The organism is Gordonia sp. X0973 (assembly GCF_013348785.1).
GTDB lineage: Bacteria > Actinomycetota > Actinomycetes > Mycobacteriales > Mycobacteriaceae > Gordonia.
In genome coordinates, this window is the sequence record NZ_CP054691.1 from 3,077,966 (window position 1) to 3,094,226 (window position 16,261).

19 protein-coding genes are annotated in these 16,261 nt (G+C 69.7%); 9 read left to right on the plus strand and 10 right to left on the minus strand.

Annotated elements, in window-relative coordinates; translation table 11 throughout:
* The first annotated feature begins 28 nt into the window (after nt 1-28).
* Genes HUN08_RS15160 through HUN08_RS15180 form a run of 5 tightly spaced genes read left to right on the plus strand, consistent with a single transcriptional unit; the run spans nt 29 to nt 3,159 of the window.
* Nucleotides 29-301, plus strand: coding sequence for a hypothetical protein (locus HUN08_RS15160; protein ID WP_124249103.1), 273 nt, complete (start codon nt 29-31; stop codon nt 299-301).
* Between the two features lie 21 nt (nt 302-322).
* On the plus strand, nt 323-622 hold the full coding sequence (locus tag HUN08_RS15165) for a DUF3349 domain-containing protein (RefSeq protein ID WP_124249104.1): 300 nt from the start codon (nt 323-325) through the stop codon (nt 620-622).
* A 43-nt stretch (nt 623-665) separates the two neighbouring features.
* On the plus strand, nt 666-1,043 hold the full coding sequence (locus HUN08_RS15170) for a DUF3349 domain-containing protein (RefSeq protein WP_124249105.1): 378 nt from the start codon (nt 666-668) through the stop codon (nt 1,041-1,043).
* A 5-nt stretch (nt 1,044-1,048) separates the two neighbouring features.
* Complete coding sequence (gene menE, locus HUN08_RS15175) at nt 1,049-2,230, plus strand: o-succinylbenzoate--CoA ligase (protein WP_124249106.1); 1,182 nt, start codon at nt 1,049-1,051, stop codon at nt 2,228-2,230.
* Nucleotides 2,231-2,256: 26 nt separating this feature from the next.
* On the plus strand, nt 2,257-3,159 hold the full coding sequence (locus HUN08_RS15180; protein ID WP_124249107.1) for a 1,4-dihydroxy-2-naphthoate polyprenyltransferase: 903 nt from the start codon (nt 2,257-2,259) through the stop codon (nt 3,157-3,159).
* Nucleotides 3,160-3,257: 98 nt separating this feature from the next.
* Here the strand turns inward: HUN08_RS15180 and HUN08_RS15185 are convergent, their stop codons facing one another.
* Both HUN08_RS15185 and HUN08_RS15190 read right to left on the minus strand, forming a co-directional pair.
* Nucleotides 3,258-4,061 (minus strand): Clp protease N-terminal domain-containing protein, encoded by an 804-nt coding sequence (locus tag HUN08_RS15185; protein WP_165353503.1) that lies wholly within the window; start codon nt 4,059-4,061, stop codon nt 3,258-3,260.
* A 115-nt stretch (nt 4,062-4,176) separates the two neighbouring features.
* Entirely contained in the window at nt 4,177-4,410 is a 234-nt protein-coding gene (locus tag HUN08_RS15190; RefSeq protein WP_124249109.1) for a helix-turn-helix domain-containing protein, read from the minus strand.
* 179 nt (nt 4,411-4,589) lie between these two features.
* Between HUN08_RS15190 and HUN08_RS15195 the strand changes: the two genes are divergently transcribed.
* Together HUN08_RS15195 and HUN08_RS15200 are read left to right on the plus strand one after the other, a co-directional pair.
* Nucleotides 4,590-5,345: a YggS family pyridoxal phosphate-dependent enzyme gene (locus HUN08_RS15195; RefSeq protein ID WP_124249110.1), complete on the plus strand. Its 756-nt coding sequence runs from the start codon at nt 4,590-4,592 to the stop codon at nt 5,343-5,345.
* Nucleotides 5,346-5,502: 157 nt separating this feature from the next.
* The gene (locus tag HUN08_RS15200) at nt 5,503-6,504 is read left to right on the plus strand and encodes an IS481 family transposase (protein WP_174900943.1); all 1,002 of its coding nucleotides are present in this window, start codon (nt 5,503-5,505) and stop codon (nt 6,502-6,504) included.
* Nucleotides 6,505-6,596: 92 nt separating this feature from the next.
* On the opposite strand, the gene HUN08_RS15205 is transcribed toward HUN08_RS15200, so the two are convergent.
* Genes HUN08_RS15205 through HUN08_RS15220 form a run of 4 tightly spaced genes read right to left on the minus strand, consistent with a single transcriptional unit; the run spans nt 6,597 to nt 11,372 of the window.
* Nucleotides 6,597-9,119 carry an FtsX-like permease family protein gene (locus HUN08_RS15205; protein ID WP_124247157.1) on the minus strand — a complete coding sequence of 841 codons (2,523 nt, stop codon included), beginning with the start codon at nt 9,117-9,119 and terminating at the stop codon, nt 6,597-6,599.
* Between the two features lie 56 nt (nt 9,120-9,175).
* Entirely contained in the window at nt 9,176-9,886 is a 711-nt protein-coding gene (locus HUN08_RS15210; RefSeq protein WP_124247131.1) for an ABC transporter ATP-binding protein, read from the minus strand.
* The gene (locus HUN08_RS15215; protein ID WP_124247130.1) at nt 9,883-11,037 is read right to left on the minus strand and encodes a PLP-dependent cysteine synthase family protein; all 1,155 of its coding nucleotides are present in this window, start codon (nt 11,035-11,037) and stop codon (nt 9,883-9,885) included. The genes HUN08_RS15210 and HUN08_RS15215 overlap by 4 nt, the downstream gene beginning before the upstream one ends.
* An 8-nt stretch (nt 11,038-11,045) precedes the next feature.
* A complete protein-coding gene (locus tag HUN08_RS15220) occupies nt 11,046-11,372 on the minus strand; it encodes a DUF4229 domain-containing protein (protein ID WP_124247129.1) in 327 nt (108 codons plus the stop codon).
* Between the two features lie 187 nt (nt 11,373-11,559).
* Here HUN08_RS15220 and HUN08_RS15225 point away from each other — a divergent pair, with 187 nt between their 5' ends.
* Both HUN08_RS15225 and HUN08_RS15230 read left to right on the plus strand, forming a co-directional pair.
* On the plus strand, nt 11,560-11,787 hold the full coding sequence (locus tag HUN08_RS15225; protein ID WP_124247128.1) for a BldC family transcriptional regulator: 228 nt from the start codon (nt 11,560-11,562) through the stop codon (nt 11,785-11,787).
* A 78-nt stretch (nt 11,788-11,865) separates the two neighbouring features.
* The gene (locus tag HUN08_RS15230) at nt 11,866-12,066 is read left to right on the plus strand and encodes a hypothetical protein (RefSeq protein ID WP_124247127.1); all 201 of its coding nucleotides are present in this window, start codon (nt 11,866-11,868) and stop codon (nt 12,064-12,066) included.
* Nucleotides 12,067-12,133: 67 nt separating this feature from the next.
* Here the strand turns inward: HUN08_RS15230 and ccsA are convergent, their stop codons facing one another.
* The 4 genes from ccsA to HUN08_RS15250 form a co-directional block, all read right to left on the minus strand.
* On the minus strand, nt 12,134-13,108 hold the full coding sequence (gene ccsA, locus HUN08_RS15235; protein ID WP_124247126.1) for a cytochrome c biogenesis protein CcsA: 975 nt from the start codon (nt 13,106-13,108) through the stop codon (nt 12,134-12,136).
* 19 nt (nt 13,109-13,127) lie between these two features.
* Nucleotides 13,128-14,732: a cytochrome c biogenesis protein ResB gene (locus tag HUN08_RS15240; RefSeq protein ID WP_301547006.1), complete on the minus strand. Its 1,605-nt coding sequence runs from the start codon at nt 14,730-14,732 to the stop codon at nt 13,128-13,130.
* Between the two features lie 62 nt (nt 14,733-14,794).
* The gene (locus HUN08_RS15245) at nt 14,795-15,601 is read right to left on the minus strand and encodes a cytochrome c biogenesis CcdA family protein (RefSeq protein WP_301546752.1); all 807 of its coding nucleotides are present in this window, start codon (nt 15,599-15,601) and stop codon (nt 14,795-14,797) included.
* Nucleotides 15,602-15,609: 8 nt separating this feature from the next.
* Complete coding sequence (locus HUN08_RS15250; RefSeq protein ID WP_124247154.1) at nt 15,610-16,233, minus strand: TlpA disulfide reductase family protein; 624 nt, start codon at nt 16,231-16,233, stop codon at nt 15,610-15,612.
* Nucleotides 16,234-16,261: the final 28 nt, after the last annotated feature.

Sequence of the window (16,261 nt, forward strand, 5' to 3'; positions counted from 1 at the left end):
ATCCGCTCGCGCCAACCAAAGGAAGACAATGACCGTCGCAGAATCCATCCTCCGGGTCTTCATCATCGGCCTCGTCTTCGGCGCCGGCTTGCCCGCCCTGTTCGCACTGGGCCTCCGGTTCTGGGCCAACGGCTACAACGCCGACGGCACCGTGACCAACCACAACCCGGCCCTCAAGGCCCTCGGCGCCTTCCTCTTCGCCTTCGTGAGCCTGGCGATCATCGTCGGCATCCTGTGGATCACCCGACAGACGATCCTGTACCACTTCCACGTCAAGATCTTCCCGTTCGGCTACAAGTAACCGAAAGCAGAGAATCTCCTCATGGCTACGTTCGATTCGATCGTCGGCTGGATCCGTCAGGGCTACCCCCAGGGCGTGGATCGCACCGACTTCCCTCCCCTGCTGGCCCTGCTGACCCGCGTCCTCGACGAGAAGGATGTCACCCGCGTGGCGCAGACCCTCGCCGACGAGGCCGGCATCCCCACCGTGACCGAGCAGCAGATCCACGACGCGATCGAGCGCGTCACCGATCAGTCCCCCACCCCCGAGGAGATCAATCAGGTCGCCTCACGCTTGGCGGCGGGCGGGTGGCCGCTCGCGGTCACCGTCGCCGACTCCTGACCGGCCTATAATCGTGGCACTGCGCCGAGCGAGAGGAGTAGTCGTGGACAGGCCCCAGTTGCTGGCGTCGGTCGTCCGGTGGCTGCGCGCCGGCTACCCGAACGGCGTCCCCTCCGGCGACTACATCCCGTTGGTGGCCATCCTGCGCCGCCAACTCTCCGACGACGAGGTCCAGGAAGTGGCCAATTCGCTCGCCGCCGAGGCGGCCGCGGCAGCCGCCCCGGAGCCGCCGAGCACCGTCGTCACCGATGTCCCGGAGATCACCCGGATCGACGCCGGCGTCGAGATCAACAAGCTGACCGACGAGCTGCCCAGCGAATCCGACCTCGACCGCGTCCGCTCGGTCCTCGTCGGCGCCGGCTGGCCCTTCGACGACGAGCCGCTGCGCCGACGCGGGTCGGACGACGCCGACCCCGAGTAGACGCCGTGCCAGTCCTGGCCGCCCTGCCCCTCCCGTTGGGCCCGGAACTCGCCGAATCCTTCGCCGACCTGGTCGCGATGGCCGCCGGCGCACACTGCTTCCTGCCGGTGGTCGACGACTCCACCGCCCCCGACCGGGTGCTCCTCGAAACAGCGCTGCGCGTGGGCGAGCCGGTCGACGACCCGCTGGCCTGCCTCGTGGTCGCGACGTCGGGGTCCACCGGCACCCCCAAGGGGGCGGTGCACACCCCGGCGACGCTGGCGGCCTCGGCCGACGCCACCCACGCACGGCTCGGCGGTCCGGGCAACTGGTTGCTCGCCCTTCCCCCGCACCACATCGCCGGGATCCAGGTCATGCTGCGGGCGCTGCGGGCCGGTTTCACCCCGATGATCGCGGATCTGCGCGACGGCTTCGACGCCCGGCGCTTCGCCGCCGACGTGGCCCTGTTGCGCGGCCCGCGCCGCTACACCTCACTCGTCCCGACGCAGCTCGTCGCGGTGCTGGAATCACCCGAGGCCACCGCCGCCACGGCCGAACTCGACGCGGTGCTCCTCGGCGGGGCCACCACCCCGGCCCCGTTGCTGAGGCGGGCGCTCGCGGCGGGGATCCCCGTCGTGACGACCTACGGCATGAGTGAGACCGGTGGCGGCTGCGTCTACGACGGGGTGCCGCTCGACGGGGCGTCGGCATCCATCGTCGACGGGCGGGTCGTGCTGTCCGGGCCGATGGTGGCGCACGGCTACCACCTGCTCCCCGACCATCCGGCCTTCGCCGTCCCCGGATCCTTCCGCACCGACGACCTGGGCAGCGTCGACGACGGGATGCTGACCATCCTCGGACGGGCCGACGACGCGATCAGCACCGGCGGGCTCACCGTCGTGCCGCAGGTCGTCGAAGAGGTGTTGGCGCAGGACCCTTCGGTCGCGGAATGCACCGTCGTCGGCCTGCCCGACGACCGGCTCGGCGAGCGGGTCGTCGCCGCCGTCGTCGCCGCTCCCGGCGCCGTCCCCGACACCGCCGCGCTGCGCGCCCTGGTCGCTTCCCGCCTGCACCGCCACGCCGCCCCGCGCCAGATCGTCGTCCTGCCATCCCTGCCCCGGCGCGGACCGGGCAAAGTGGACCGGCGAGCACTGCGGGAAATCCTGGCCGCGACGTTGCGGACGGGTGCCGCGGCGGCCGCGGATTGAGACGCCGGGCATGGTTGAATGACCGGGTGGCCACTGTCTCGCAATGGATCAACGGCGCTCGACCGCGCACCCTGCCCAACGCCCTGGCACCGGTGATCGCCGGTATCGGCGCCGCCTACCACGTCAACCGGCACCCCGATTGGGTACACGTCCTGGCCGCGTTCGTGGTGGCGATTGCCTTGATCATCGGGGTCAACTACGCCAACGACTACTCCGACGGTGTGCGCGGAACCGACGACGACCGCGTCGGCCCGGCCCGACTGGTCGGTTCCGGCACCGCATCCCCGAAATCGGTGCGGACCGCGGCCGTCTTCGCCTTCGCCGTCGCGGCTGTCGTGGGAGCCTGGCTGTCGCTGAACACGCACTGGTGGTTGATCCTCGTCGGCGCGGCGTGCATCGCCGCGGCCTGGTTCTACACCGGCGGCTCCCGCCCCTACGGCTATGCCGGCTTCGGCGAAGTGGCCGTATTCGTCTTCTTCGGCCTGGTCGCCGTCTGCGGCACCCAACTCGTCGTCGGCGGCAAGATCGACCTGATCGGCGTGCTGATCGCCGTCGCGGTCGGCTCCTTCTCCGCCGCGGTCCTGGTCACCAACAACCTGCGCGATATCGACACCGACGAAGTCGCGGGCAAGAAGACGCTGGCCGTGCGTCTGGGCGACTACTCCACGCGCTACCTCTACGCCTTCCTGATCACCGTGCCGTTCGTGATCACTGTGCTGCTGGCCTTCCACCACCCGTGGGCGCTGGTCGGCCTGTTCCTGGCCCCGTTCGCCAACGGCGTGGGCCGCACCGTCGTGGGCGGCGCGAACGGCCCTGCCCTCGTGAAGACGCTCGGCCACACCGGTCTCATCATGTTCGGTTGGGCGCTCGTCACGGCGCTGGCGTTCATCTGGGGCCTCGACGGCGGGCCGCACGCGGAAATCCTCTGATCCTCTAGACGGCAAGGCGCCCGCCCCGAGATGTTCGGGGCGGGCGCCTTGTCTTTGCGCGGTTGATCGCCGCGCCGGGTCGATCCGGCGCCTACCGATCAGGCACTGGCACCGGAACTCAGTTGCGCGGCAACGGCGTCGATGAGCGCCTTCTCGTCGGGGGCGAGGGCCATGATCGCGCGGACCGGCGGCGTCCCCACGCGGAAGGCCGCGAGGATGACATGCCCGGTCTCGATGGTGCGACCGCCGTCCTCGGAGGAGAGGAAGCGCGCCCCGGCGACGGTGTCCTTCGCCGCCCGGCTGAATCGGGCGCGACGGCCACGGGGACCGCGACGGCCGCGTCCGTGATCCCACGGACCCTCGGCACCGGCGAAAGCGAACGGATCGAACTCGCCGCGGTCGAAGTCGCGGGGATCGAATCCCGGGCCCCAGGGACCCCGGCCGGCGAAGTCGCGGGGATCGCCGCCCCATTCGCGCGGTCCGCCGCGTCCGTGCGGGCCGCCTCGACGACCGTGCGGTCCGCCGCGGTGCTCGCGATCGTGATTGTGCGGGCCGCCGCGTCGGCCGCGGCCGCGCGGGTCGCGCCGTCCCCAGCCCGACGACAGGTCGTCGCCGAAGTTCTTGGCGACGGCGTCGCGGACCTTGTCGAGGTCGATGCCGAGCATCTTGAGCGCATCGCGGTCGGCGGTGTAGCGCTCCTCGTCGGAATCGGACTCGTCCTCGTCGGAGGGATCGATGCCACGGACCGCATCGCGTGCCGACTCGAGGGTGATGTTGTGCTCGGCGAGCACCCCGACCAGCGGGTCGCGGTTGTTGCAGAGCACGCCCAGGATCAGGTGTTCCGGGCCGAGGGCGGAGTTGCCGAGGTCTTGGGCCTCGGCGATGGCGAAGGGGAAGGCCATTCGCGCATCGGAAGAGATTCGTGAGCCAAACATGTGGCACTCCTTCTGTGGTTGGTGGATGGACTTGTGGTGACGGTTGCCGATGGCAGGGAGGGGCTCAGGAGCACCGCGAGCATCACGACGGGGTATCCCCCTCGTCGCGTCGCGCGTGCTTCTGGTGCACGGCTTGGCGGCTGATCTCCAAGATTTCGGCGATCTGCTGCCAGCTCCAACCGGCCCGCCGCGCGTTGTCGACGTGGATGTCCTCGAGGCGGTCGGCCAGGGTGCGCAGGGCGCGTACCGCGGCCAATCCGCGAGCGGGGTCTGTGTCGGCGACCGCGTCGGCGGTCGGGTTGATTTCCTCAGTCACGATGTCAGGTTATGTTGACATTTAAGAGTTGTCAAGAATTATTGACAGATCGCTTTCGTTCCCGCCAATCGCCGACTGGGCACCCCACCCCCGCCGAGCGCCGGGTCGAGTGACCGCGACGAAGGAGCGGTCGTATCGAGACCTGGGCACCTCACCCCCGCCGACTGGGCAGGTGGACAATGGGAGTCGTGACCGACTACCGCACCGCCACCACCGTCGACGACTTCCGGGCCAACCTCGCGGCCGTGCGTAACCGGATCGACGAGGCGGCGCGCGCGGCCGGTCGCGACCCCGCCGAGGTCCGCCTCCTGCCGGTCTCCAAGACGGTGGAGGCCGACCGTCTGCGCAACGCCGTCGAGGCCGGATGCGATTGGTTTGGGGAGAACAAGGTGCAGGAGGCCAAGCGCAAGCACGCCGACCTCGACGACACCGGCGTGAAGTGGGCCGTGATCGGCCACTTGCAGACCAACAAGGCGAAGGATGTCGCCGCGATCGCCGACGAGTTCCAGGCCCTCGACAGCCTCCGTCTCGCCGAAGCCCTCGACCGGCGGCTGCAGCTGCTCGGGCGCGGACTGGACGTGTACGTGCAGGTCAACACGTCGGGCGAGGAGTCGAAATTCGGCTTGGCCCCCGACGACCTGCCCGAGTTCCTGCGCGCGGTGACCGCTTTCGAGACGCTGCGCGTGCGCGGACTGATGACGTTGGCCGCCCTTTCCGCCGACGAGAAGCGGGTCCGTGGCTGCTTCGCGTTGCTGCGCGAGTTGCGCGACCGGGCGCGCGAGGACGATCCGGCGTTGATCGGGCCGGGCGAGCTCTCGATGGGGATGTCGGGGGACTACGCGCTGGCCATCGCAGAGGGGTCGACCTGCGTCCGCGTCGGGCAGGCGATCTTCGGCGCCCGCGCCACGCCGGACAGCCACTATTGGCCGAGCTGAACCGGGGCCTCGACGCTCCGATTTCGTCTGACGGGGTCTCGATACGAATTCTCGGCTAGCTGTACTTCCCCGACACGTTGTGAACGGGTGAGGTGAGGCGAAGACCTCCGGGCAGGATGTGGGTTACCACACTCACCATCTCGCCACGGAGGTCTTCATGACCCACGCTAATGCACCTCTGACTCCTACGGGCCGTCGACGTCTGGCTGTGCTGGTTGTTGATCAGGGGTGGTCGTTGCGGCGTGCTGCTGAACGGTTTCAGTGCTCACCGGCAACGGCCAAACGCTGGTCTGACCGCTACCGGGCGGGGTTGCCGTTGACCGATCGCAGCTCCCGACCCCAGTCCTCACCGCGGCGGCTGGCACGCAAGGTCGAACAACGAATCATCGGTCTGCGGTTCACCCGCCGGTGGGGGCCACATCGGATCGCCTATCACTTAGACCTGAACCGGTCCACCGTTGGCCGAGTGTTAGAGCGTTATCAGATGCCGTTGCTGGCCCATCTCGATCAAGCCACCGGACTCCCGGTGCGCCGCCCGGCCCCGGTCCGATACGAAGTCGACCGGCCCGGGCGGCTGGTGCACATCGACATCAAGAAGCAAGGTCGAATCCCCGATGGCGGTGGTTGGCGCGCCCATGGCCGAGGCTCGATACAAGACCGGGCCGCAGACACCGCCCGGGAAAGAGCCTGCCGCGCGGGGGCGAAAAGCTCGCGCGGCTACCGCTATCTGCATCACGCCGTCGACGACTACTCGCGGGTCGCCTATTCCGAGATCCTCGACGACGAACGTAAAGAGACCGCCGCAGGGTTCTGGTTACGGGCCAGCGAGTTCTTCGCAGGTATCGGCGTCACGGTCACCGCGGTGATGACCGACAACGGTGCCTGCTACCGCTCCCACGCCTTCGCCGACGCCCTGGGACCCACGATCAAGCACAAGTGGACCCGCCCGTATCGACCGCAAACCAACGGGAAAGTCGAACGCTTCAACCGCACCCTGGCCGCCGAATGGGCCTACGCCCGGCCCTACTCCAACGAAACCGAACGCGACGCCGCCTACACCGCCTGGCTACACCACTACAATCACCACCGACCCCACACCGGCATCGACGGCCAAGTCCCCTCAGCCCGCGTTCACAACCTCACAGGGAAGTACAGCTAGCGCCTCGAATTCACTCGACCACCGTTGAACCCACCGTTGTCAGCACTCGACCACCGGCACAGGACCACCACCTGCTGCAGTCGACAGTCGCGCTATTCGTCGACTAGCGATTCGGAGATGTTGAGTCGGGCCGCGCGCATCGCGGGCGTGAGGGCTCCGACGAGGCAGAGGCCCACCGACACCGCGACGTAGAGGACGGTCGACGCCTGGGGTGAGTACTGCACCGCGATCGACGTGCTGGCGGCGAGGATCTTGTCGCTGAGCAGGTGCAGGAATCCGCCGAGGACCAGCCCGACGAGGGAGCCGACGACGGCGATCGCCACCGCCTCGGCCAGCACCATCGCGAACACGAAGCGCCGCGACGCCCCCAACGCCCGCAGCACCGCCAATTCGCGTCGGCGCTCGATGACGCTCAGCAACAGGGTGTTCAGCAGGGCCACCGCCGCCGCGACCGCGACGATCCACTGGATGGCGACGGTGAAGGCGCCGGACTGCTCGACGGTCGCCCGGGTCGCCTCGATCGCCTCCTCCCCCGAGTACACGTACAGGGGCAGCCGGTCGTCCGAGTAGTGCGACGCGACGGATTCCAACCCGGCGCGCACCTGCGCGAGGTCGGCGCCCGGCGCGGTATCCACCTGCAGGAAGGTCGATCCCGGCCGGTGGAACCACTCGCGCAGCAGGTTCAACGACATCGCCGCGCTGCCGGAGTCGATGGCGATGTAGTCGACGACGTCGCGCACCACCAGCGAGTGGTAGCCGGTCGGCGTGGCCAGCCGCACCTCGTCGCCGGTCCGGTATCCGAGATTGCGGGCCAGTACCGAGGAGAGCACGATCCCGTCGCCGTCGAGAATCTGCCGCAGCGCATCCGGCGCCGTCTTGTGCATGAAGGGGGCGCTGAGCCCGTCGGCAAGCCCCTGGACCATGATCCGCGCGTCGCCGACGTTCACCGTCGCCCACTGGGATCCGCGCACCGTCTCGACGCCCGGGACGGCGCGCGCCGCATCGACGACCTCGTCGCCGAACACCGGCCCGACGGGGATGCCGTCGCGGCTCGACGTCGACAGATAGAACCCCGGGTCGCCGAGCCCCTGCAACGAACCGGAGATGGACGCCACCATGTTCTGCAAGGCCCCCGACGTGCCCATCCCGACCGCGATGGCCACGGCGACCGTCATGATCGTCGCCCACACCCGGCGCGACGCCCGCGCGGTGTTCACCGCGGCGAGGGTGCCGGCCGGTCCGAAGAGCCCGGCGACGGCAGTGGCCGCTCGGACCAGCACCCCGGTCAGGGCGAAGCACAGCAGCAGACCGCATGCGCCGTAGACGGCACCGGCGATGATCGCACCGCGGCCGGGCACGGTGGTGGCCAGCACCCAGGACGCCGCGATGCCGACGAGTCCGCCCACCCCGGCGATCACGACGATGCGACGGGACAACGGTCGGTCGACGTCCCCGCCGGCCGCCGACATCGCCTCCACCGGCGCCACCGAGAACACGGTCCGCGCCGCGAGCGCGGTCGCCGCGACGCAGGCGAGCACGCAAGCGCCCAGCGCCACGAAGGGTGCGAACACCGGCAGGTGGTAGCTGACCGCGGCGCCGACGGAGTTGACCGTCATCTCCGGCAGCCGACCGATGGCCCACCGGCCGGCAAGGATGCCCACCGGGATACCGATGAGCCCGCCGACGAGACCGAAGACGGTTGCCTCCCAGAGCATGTCGCTGACCAACTGCCCGCGGCGGGCACCGAGGGCGCGCACCATCGCCAGGGCCGCACGCCGCGACGCGACGGCCATGTTCATCGTGTTGAAGACCAGGAATCCGGCGATCACCAGGGAGATCACCGAGACCAGCAGCGTCGAGTCGCGGGTGACGGCGGTCGCCGTCTCCGCCTGCTTCATCCGGAAGGCGGGGTCGACGACGCTGGCCCGCCCGGCGACGATCTGCTCGGCGCGAGCGCGCACGGCGGCGACCGAGGCACCCGGCTTCGCGACGATCATCAACGAGTCGACGCGGTCGGTGAGCCCGGTGATCTGCTGGGCCAGCGGCAGGAAGGCGAAGAGGAAGTCGCCGCGGTTCAGCGCCTCGGTCCCCTGGCTCGGCGCGATGGCGAGCACCTCCGCGTCGACCCCGTTGATCCGCACGCGGTCACCCCGGTGCAGCCCCGTACCGGGTCCGGCGATCACCCCGGTCCGCAACGCGTCCAGGTCGAGTTCGTCACCGCCGGTCTGCCCGCGGCGCAGCGCATCCCGCAGCTGCGGCGACATCTCGGTGACGCGCTGGTCGGAGCCGATCAGCAGGCTCACCCGCGGTGCCGCTTCTGGGGCGGCGCCCATCCGATCCACCCGCACCTGGGCACGGATCATCGGCACGACGGCCTTCGCGCCGTCCAGGTCGGCGCGCAGTTGCCCGGCGATATCCGCGTCGAGCCCCGAGTCGGAGACGGCCGCGACCTCGAGGGCGGCGTCACCGGTGAGCGCGGCGGTGAGGTCGCGGACCGACCCGGTGAGCGAGCCGAACGTGCCGAACACCGCTACGAGCAGCGCCGAGGCGACCACGATCACCGAGAGCGACGTGACGACTCGCAGCCGGTGGGTGACGATCTCGCGCAGGTTCATCAGCCGCACGCGGGTCAGCCCGGCGCGCAACCTGCGACCGGCCCCGGCCACCCCCGTCACCTGGTCAGGACCCGTCCATCGCGCACGGTGATCACCTGGTCGGTGACGGAGGCCGCGTTCGGGTCGTGGGTGACCATGACGACCAGGCGGTCCGGCCGGTCGTGCGCCAGGGTGGCGAGCAGTTCCAGGACGGCCTCGCCGGTGCGGCTGTCGAGGTTGCCGGTGGGTTCGTCAGCCAGCAGGATCGCCGGGTCCATGATGAGCGAGCGCGCGATGGCCACGCGCTGCATCTGCCCGCCGGACAGCTCACCGGGCCGGTGATCGACCCGGTCGCCGAGGCCGACCAGGTCAAGCAGCTCCAGGGCCCGCGGCTTCGCCTTGCGCAACGACCGGTTGTCCAGCAGGCGCGGCAGCGCCACGTTCTCCCACGCCGACATCGTCGGGACGAGGTTGAAGAACTGGAAGATGAATCCGACCCGGCGGCGGCGGAACTCCGAGGCGGCCGCATCGTCGAGATCGGTCAGCGACACCCCGTCGACGACGATGCTGCCCGAGGTCGGCTGGTCGAGTGCGCCGAGCACGTGCAGCAACGTCGACTTGCCCGCGCCGGAAGGGCCGACGATGGAGACGAATCGCCCACCGGCGAGGTCGAGATCGACGCCGTCGAGCGCGCGCACCTTCGTGTCGCCGAACTCGTATTCGCGCACCAATCCGCGGGCACTCACCAGCGGCGGACGGTTGGCGTGCGCGACGACGTTCGGGCTCACGCGCGCCCCGCCCCCACCTCGTCGCCACCCGGCCACCGGCCGTCGGCCCAGAAGGCGCGCAGCTGCGCCGATTGCTCGTCGGCGGTCAGCCCGTGCTCGGCCAGCCACTCGTCGTCGAAGTAGGTGGACCCGTAGCGCTCCCCGGGGTCGCACAGCAACGTGACCACCGAACCGGGTCGTCGCGCGGCGACCATCTCGGCGACGACGGTCAGCGCCCCGTGCAGGTTGGTGCCCGTCGACGGCCCGACGCGCCGGTCGATCAGTTCCGAGAGGAAGCGCATCCCCGCGATCGACGCGGCGTCGGGAACGGCGATCATCCGGTCGATGACCTGCGAGACGAAGGACGGCTCGACGCGCGGGCGGCCGATCCCCTCGATGCGCGAGCCACCGTGGCCCGCCGCGGCGCAGAGGCTGCCGTCACCGGCCTCGTATGCGGGGTAGAAGACGGAGCGCTCCGGGTCGACCACGCAGAGCGACGTGTCGTGGCCCTGGTAGCGCAGGTAGCGGCCCAGGGTGGCCGACGTGCCGCCGGTGCCCGCGCCGACGACGACCCAGGTCGGCACCGGATACCGCTCGGCGGCCATCTGCTCGAAGATGGATTCGGCGATGTTGTTGTTGCCGCGCCAGTCGGTGGCCCGCTCGGCCATCGTGAACTGGTCGATGTAGTGGCCGCCCAGCTCCTTCTCGAGTTCGGCGGCGACGGCGTAGACGTCGGCCGGGTTGTCGACGAAGTGGCAGCGCCCGCCCTGTCGCTCGATGAGCCGGACCTTCTCCGGCGACGTGGCCGCCGCCATGACCGCGACGAAGGGCACGCCGATCAGCTTGGCGAAATACGCCTCGGAGACGGCGGTGGACCCGGATGACGCCTCGATGACCGTCGTCGTCTCGGTGATCCATCCGTTGCACAGGGCGTAGAGGAACAGTGAGCGCGCCAGCCGGTGCTTGAGCGATCCGGTCGGATGCGTCGACTCGTCCTTCACGTAGAGGTCGACGCCCGCGGGACGGCCGTCGTCGTCGGTCCAGCGCGCCCAGGACGGGAGGTCGACGCGCAGCAGGTGCGTGTCGGCCGAACGACGGGTGTCGGCCCCGATCAACGCCACCGCGCGATGCACCCAGGCACGGTCGGCGCGGTGTTCGACGCTGCGGGCCATCGCGGGGCCTACCGGCCCGTTCCGCGCAACCGGCCGTGCAGTTCCTCGCGACGTCGGGCCCGCACCTCGTCGTATCCGGTGATCTGCGCGTTGACCCGCTTGCGCAGGGACTTGAACAGCAGCATCCCCAGCGGCAGGGCGATCACGACGGCGAAGGCCGCGGCGACGATCGGCGGGATCGTCACGTGCACGAGCGATCCGACGCCGTAGATCGCGAGGGCGACGAGGGCGACGAGGACCAGCCGGGCGCCCGCATAGGCGACCACTGCGCCGATCAGCGAGGCCAGGGTCGGCTCATGCGCCTGCTTCTCGTCGGGGATGTCTTGACCAGTCACGCCTTCACCCTAGCCTGGCCGCGTATCGCGGCAGCCGCGCCGCCGTAGAACGGCCCGGGAAATCACGAAATTATGCCAAACCGGACAATTTGACCATTTCTTTACTTATCGATGACGGTTCGAACAACCGGTAGTTGTCCCTGTAGAACGGTCGCAGCAGCGAATTTCGACCACGAAGGGAAATCCCATGACGATCACCGCTCACGAGCCGTCGACGATCACCGCCGCCAACGCCACCCAGTTCAACCTCAAGCCCGCCGACGTGGCAGCGATGTTCAGCGTGAACCCCAAGACCGTGGCCCGCTGGTCCTCGGCCGGGATCCTCAAGTCGATCCGCACCCCCGGCGGACACCGGCGCTACCGCGAGACCGACGTCGTCGCACTGCTCAACCACCGCGACGACCTGCCGCTGTAACCACCGGCGCGACGTCGGCAAACAGCCGACGGAGCGTAGGCGGGCCTCGCGTATCCTGGGACGGATAGGAGGTCCGCCGTGCACTATCTGCTCTTACTCATCCTCGTCGTGGCCCTGGGCTACGTCCTGTGGCATCTGACGCGCAGCCCCGGCGACCCCGCGTCTCGTGCTCCGCGCCCCGCATCCCGCCCGTCGGCGCCGCGCGGCCCGATCGGACCCGACGACGATCCCGACTTCCTCCTCGACCTGCGTCGCAAGAACCAGGATCGCGACTCCTAAGACCCTCGGCTCGTCCTCTTAGGTGTTTGGTCCGGATTCCGGACCGAACACCTAACAGATCGCGCGCCTAGCTGCCGACGCCCGCGTAGGAGTGCAACCCGCTGATCACCAGGTTGATCGCGAACAGGTTGAACAGCAGCGTGGCGAAGCCCGCGACGTTGATGGCCGCCGCGACGTTGCGCATGTTGGCGGTCGCGCGCGCGTGCAGATAGGCGGCGTAGACGACCCAGGCGACGAAGGAGACGACCTCCTTGGGGTCCCAGGCCCAGTAGCGACCCCACGCGGACTCGGCCCAGATCGCGCCGCAGATCACGCCCAGGGAGAACAGCGGGAAGGCGAAGACGACGCAGCGGTAGGCGACGCGGTCGAGCCGATCGGCGGCCTCCGGGCCGAACCAGCCGAAGCGCTGGTTCAACAGGTAGAGCATGCTCGCGATCCCCGAGACCAGCAGCACACCCGAGCTGATCGAGATGATCGAGACGTGGATGACCAGCCAATACGACTTGAGCGGCACCGTGAGCTGGTGGCTGGTGGGGGTGGCCAGGAACTTGTCGTTGATGACCAGCATGATCACCACGGCGGTCAGGACGAAGCCCAGGTACTTGCGGTTGGCCGGCGCCCGCAACGCGATGAGTCCGCCGGCCACGCAGGCCGCCATCGTCAACGCGATGAACTCGTACATGTTGCCCCAGGGGGCGCGGCCGGTCGCGAACCCGCGGGTCACGATCGAGCCGACGTGGGCCAGCGCGCCGACGACGCCGACGGCGTAGCCCATGTTGATGACCCGCTGGCTGTTGGACTGCTTCTCGGCGGGCAGCACCCGACCGGGGCCGACCTCGTCGACCGCGACCGTCGGACCGCCGACCTGCGCCATCGCCGGCATTTGCCCGACGACCCGCCTGCTCGCCGCATAGCCGGCGAAGAGCAGCAGGATCGCGATCGCGTACACGATGATCGCGGTGCCGTAGAGCACGCTGGAGTAGCGGGTCATCGTCTCGTTGACGTGGATCGCCACCTCGGGATCCGCCAGGACCTGTGTCATACCCATCACCTCTTGCCGATCAGCTCTTGTCGCCGGAGCGCGACACCAACTCGCGTGCCTGCTCGGAGAAGCCGTCGCCCCATCCCGCCTGATCGGTGCGGGCCAGGCCGGCCACCGTTACTACAGTACGTCGTTGACCGTCGGCGCCGTCATCGACCACCCGGATACGCGCCCACACGCGGCGGCGTTTCACCAGCAGCGAGACGACCAGACCGGCGACCATGACCAGCGCGGACACCAGCACCCACAGCTGCGCCGGGTCGTTGGAGACCTGGATCGAGATCCACCGCTTGTACCCGTCGAAGGAGACGGTGGTGCCGTCGTCGAGCCGCAGCACCGAGCCGGGCCCGGTGCCGGGTTTCAGGTTCGCCTGGCCGACGCGCTTGAGCTGGCCGCTGTGCATGAGGTCGGTGTCGAGTGCGTAGGCGTTCTGCGGGCGCCCGGAGTCGAGTCCGGTGTCGCCGCGGTAGACGCGGATCGCGACATAGGGGTTGCGCGGCTCCGCCGTCGACGAGGACAACAGCGTTCCGTCGAACTTGGCGGTGGGTGCGAAGATGCCCTCGATGCCGATCTGGTTGCGACGGCGGACCTTCTCCTCCGGGTACATCCCGCCCGGCGGGTCGACGCGGACCGCTCCCGACGAGAGCATCGTCGCCAGTTCGTCGGGGGCGAACGGCGTTGTCTGCGTGCGCTTCTCACCGTTGGGGAAGGTCACCGTGAACGTCGGGGCGAAGCCGTGGCCGAGCAGGTAGACGCGGCTGCCCGCCAGGCGCAGCGGCTTGTTCACGCGGACGTCGGCCAGCGGCCAGGTGCCCGGGTCGGTGGTGGGCGAGCCGTCGGTGTAGCGCATCTTGCTGTCGAACATGGCGGGCTGACCGTCGGGGGTGTAGGAGACGGTGAAGTCGTCGGCCCGGATGCAGAACGGCTGCAGGTCGGTCCCGTCCACCAGACGCCCGCCCCGGAAGGAGTCGTACACCGCCGTCGACGTGTTGCACAGGCCTTGCTCGCCGTCGGCGACGAGGATGCGCGTGCCCTCGTAGCCGTACATCTTTCCGACGGCGATCGCGATGAGCAGGCTCAACAGCGCGAAGTGGAAGACGAGGTTGCCGAACTCGCGCAGGTATCCCTTCTCCGCGGACACCTCGTAGGTCCCGACCTTGCTCTCGTCCGGCGAGTAGACCGTCTTGCGCCAGCCGCGCAGGTTGGTCTCGATGCGCGCCGCGAGTTCGGCCGGCTCGACGTCGCCGTCGACCTCGATCTCCTCGTGTCGCGGCATACGGGCGAGGTTGCGCGGCACCGGGACCGGGCGGGCGCGCAGGCTGCGCAGGTGCTCGGCCAACCGCGGGAGCAGACAGCCGACGAGTGAGACGAACAGCAGCACGTAGATGGCCGTGAACCAGCCACTGGCGAAGACGTCGAACAGCTGGAGTTTGTCCATGACCTGCCCGAGCCGCCCGTGCGCCTCGATGTATTTCTGCGTCTTCGCCGCGTTGAGCGGATGCTGCGGCAGCAGCGCGCCCGGCACCGCCGCCAGCGCCAGGAGGAACAGCAGGGCCAGCGCGGTGCGCATGGACGTCAACGAGCGCCACGTGTTGCGCACCGGGGCGATGACGTAGCGCTGCAGCGGCGACGGCGTGAACCCGCGGTTGGGCTCGCGCGACTCTTGCTTCGGCGATTCGACGACGGTCACAGCGACAACCCCGCACTCGTTCCGAACTGCGTCTGCAGCCACACGATGAAGTGATCCCAGATCCCGGTCAGCACGGCGAATCCGACGACGATCAGGGCGATGCCGCCGATGATCTGGATGGTCCGGGAGTGGGCGCGCACCCAGCCGAGGCTGCGCACCGCCCACGCCGAGGACATGGCCAACAGGAGGAACGGGATTCCCAGTCCGAGGCAGTAGGCGACGACCAGCACCACACCGCGCGCGGCGGTCGCCCCGTCGGTGACACCGGCGGTGGAGATGACCGCGCCGAGCGTCGGGCCGATGCACGGGGTCCAGCCGAGGGCGAAGACCGCGCCCAGCAGCGGCGCGCCCAACACCCCGGCGGAGAACCGGGTCGGCGCGAAGCGACGATCGGTCTGCCAGATGGGGACGACGCCGATGAACACCAGGCCCAGCAGGATCGTCACCAGTCCCCCGACGATGCGCAACCAATGCTGGCCCTGGGTGCCGACGCCGACCGCGTCCTTGAGGCCGAGCACCGTCACGGTGACCGCCAGGAACACGGCGGTGAAGCCGAGGACGAACAGCAGCGCCGCCCCGACGACGAGCCAGCGCCGCGACTTCCGTTCGGCGCGCGCCTCGTCGACGGTCACCGCCGGCGCCTGGGCGCCGACGAGGCCCGCCAGGTAGGAGAGGTAGCCGGGGACCAGCGGCACCACGCACGGCGACGCGAAGGAGACGAAACCGGCCAGCATGCAGGCGAGCACGGCGAACACCAGCGGCCCCGACTCGGCCGCGGTGGAGAAGATATTCGACGTGGACACTGCTCGACTCAGCCCGCCGGGTTCGGGGCGGGCACGGGAGCGGGGGCGGGAGTCGGTGCGGGCTCGGCGGCCACCTTCTCGACGGCGGCCTTGAGTTCGAGGGGTTCCACGGCCCGCAGGTACACCGCGGCCGGGCGGTGCAGGCGGTCCAGGATCACCGTCGTCGGCACCACCGAGGTCGGCGTGGTCAGCGCGGCCAGGTGCGCGCCGGAGAAGTCGTAGATCGACGGGTAGTCGATGCCGCGGTCCGTCGCGAAATCACGCGCGGAATCCCGGTTGTCGCGCAGGTTGATCCCCAGGAAGGCGACCCCCTGCCCGCGGGTCTGGTGGTAGGTGCGCAGCAGCCCGTCGGCCTCGCCGCGGCACGGCCCGCACCACGACGCCCACACGTTGACGACGACGACCTGCCCGTCGAAGTCGGTGAGCGCCACCGGTTTTCCGGTCTCCAGGTCTGGACCGGAGAGGGGGGCGACCGGCTTGCGCTGGGCGGGGTCGTAGGTGATCACGGTTTTGCCGCCGGGCGAGACGAACTGCCAGGTGTCGCCCTGTGCGACCGCGTCCTTGCCGGTGCCGCACCCGGCGAGCAGCGCGCCGCCGAGCAGGGTCCCGGCGAGCACGGCACCCAAGCGGATCACGCGACTGCGGCGGGCAACACGGTCG

Coding starts and splice junctions, on each gene's coding strand:
- HUN08_RS15195 (WP_124249110.1), top strand. CDS start 4,590: ATGGGAGTCGTGACCGACTACCGCACCGCCACCACCGTCGACGACTTC.
- HUN08_RS15205 (WP_124247157.1), bottom strand. CDS start 9,119: ATGAACCTGCGCGAGATCGTCACCCACCGGCTGCGAGTCGTCACGTCG.
- HUN08_RS15225 (WP_124247128.1), top strand. CDS start 11,560: ATGACGATCACCGCTCACGAGCCGTCGACGATCACCGCCGCCAACGCC.
- HUN08_RS15165 (WP_124249104.1), top strand. CDS start 323: ATGGCTACGTTCGATTCGATCGTCGGCTGGATCCGTCAGGGCTACCCC.
- ccsA (WP_124247126.1), bottom strand. CDS start 13,108: ATGACACAGGTCCTGGCGGATCCCGAGGTGGCGATCCACGTCAACGAG.
- HUN08_RS15160 (WP_124249103.1), top strand. CDS start 29: ATGACCGTCGCAGAATCCATCCTCCGGGTCTTCATCATCGGCCTCGTC.
- HUN08_RS15215 (WP_124247130.1), bottom strand. CDS start 11,037: ATGGCCCGCAGCGTCGAACACCGCGCCGACCGTGCCTGGGTGCATCGC.
- HUN08_RS15185 (WP_165353503.1), bottom strand. CDS start 4,061: ATGGCCTTCCCCTTCGCCATCGCCGAGGCCCAAGACCTCGGCAACTCC.
- HUN08_RS15200 (WP_174900943.1), top strand. CDS start 5,503: ATGACCCACGCTAATGCACCTCTGACTCCTACGGGCCGTCGACGTCTG.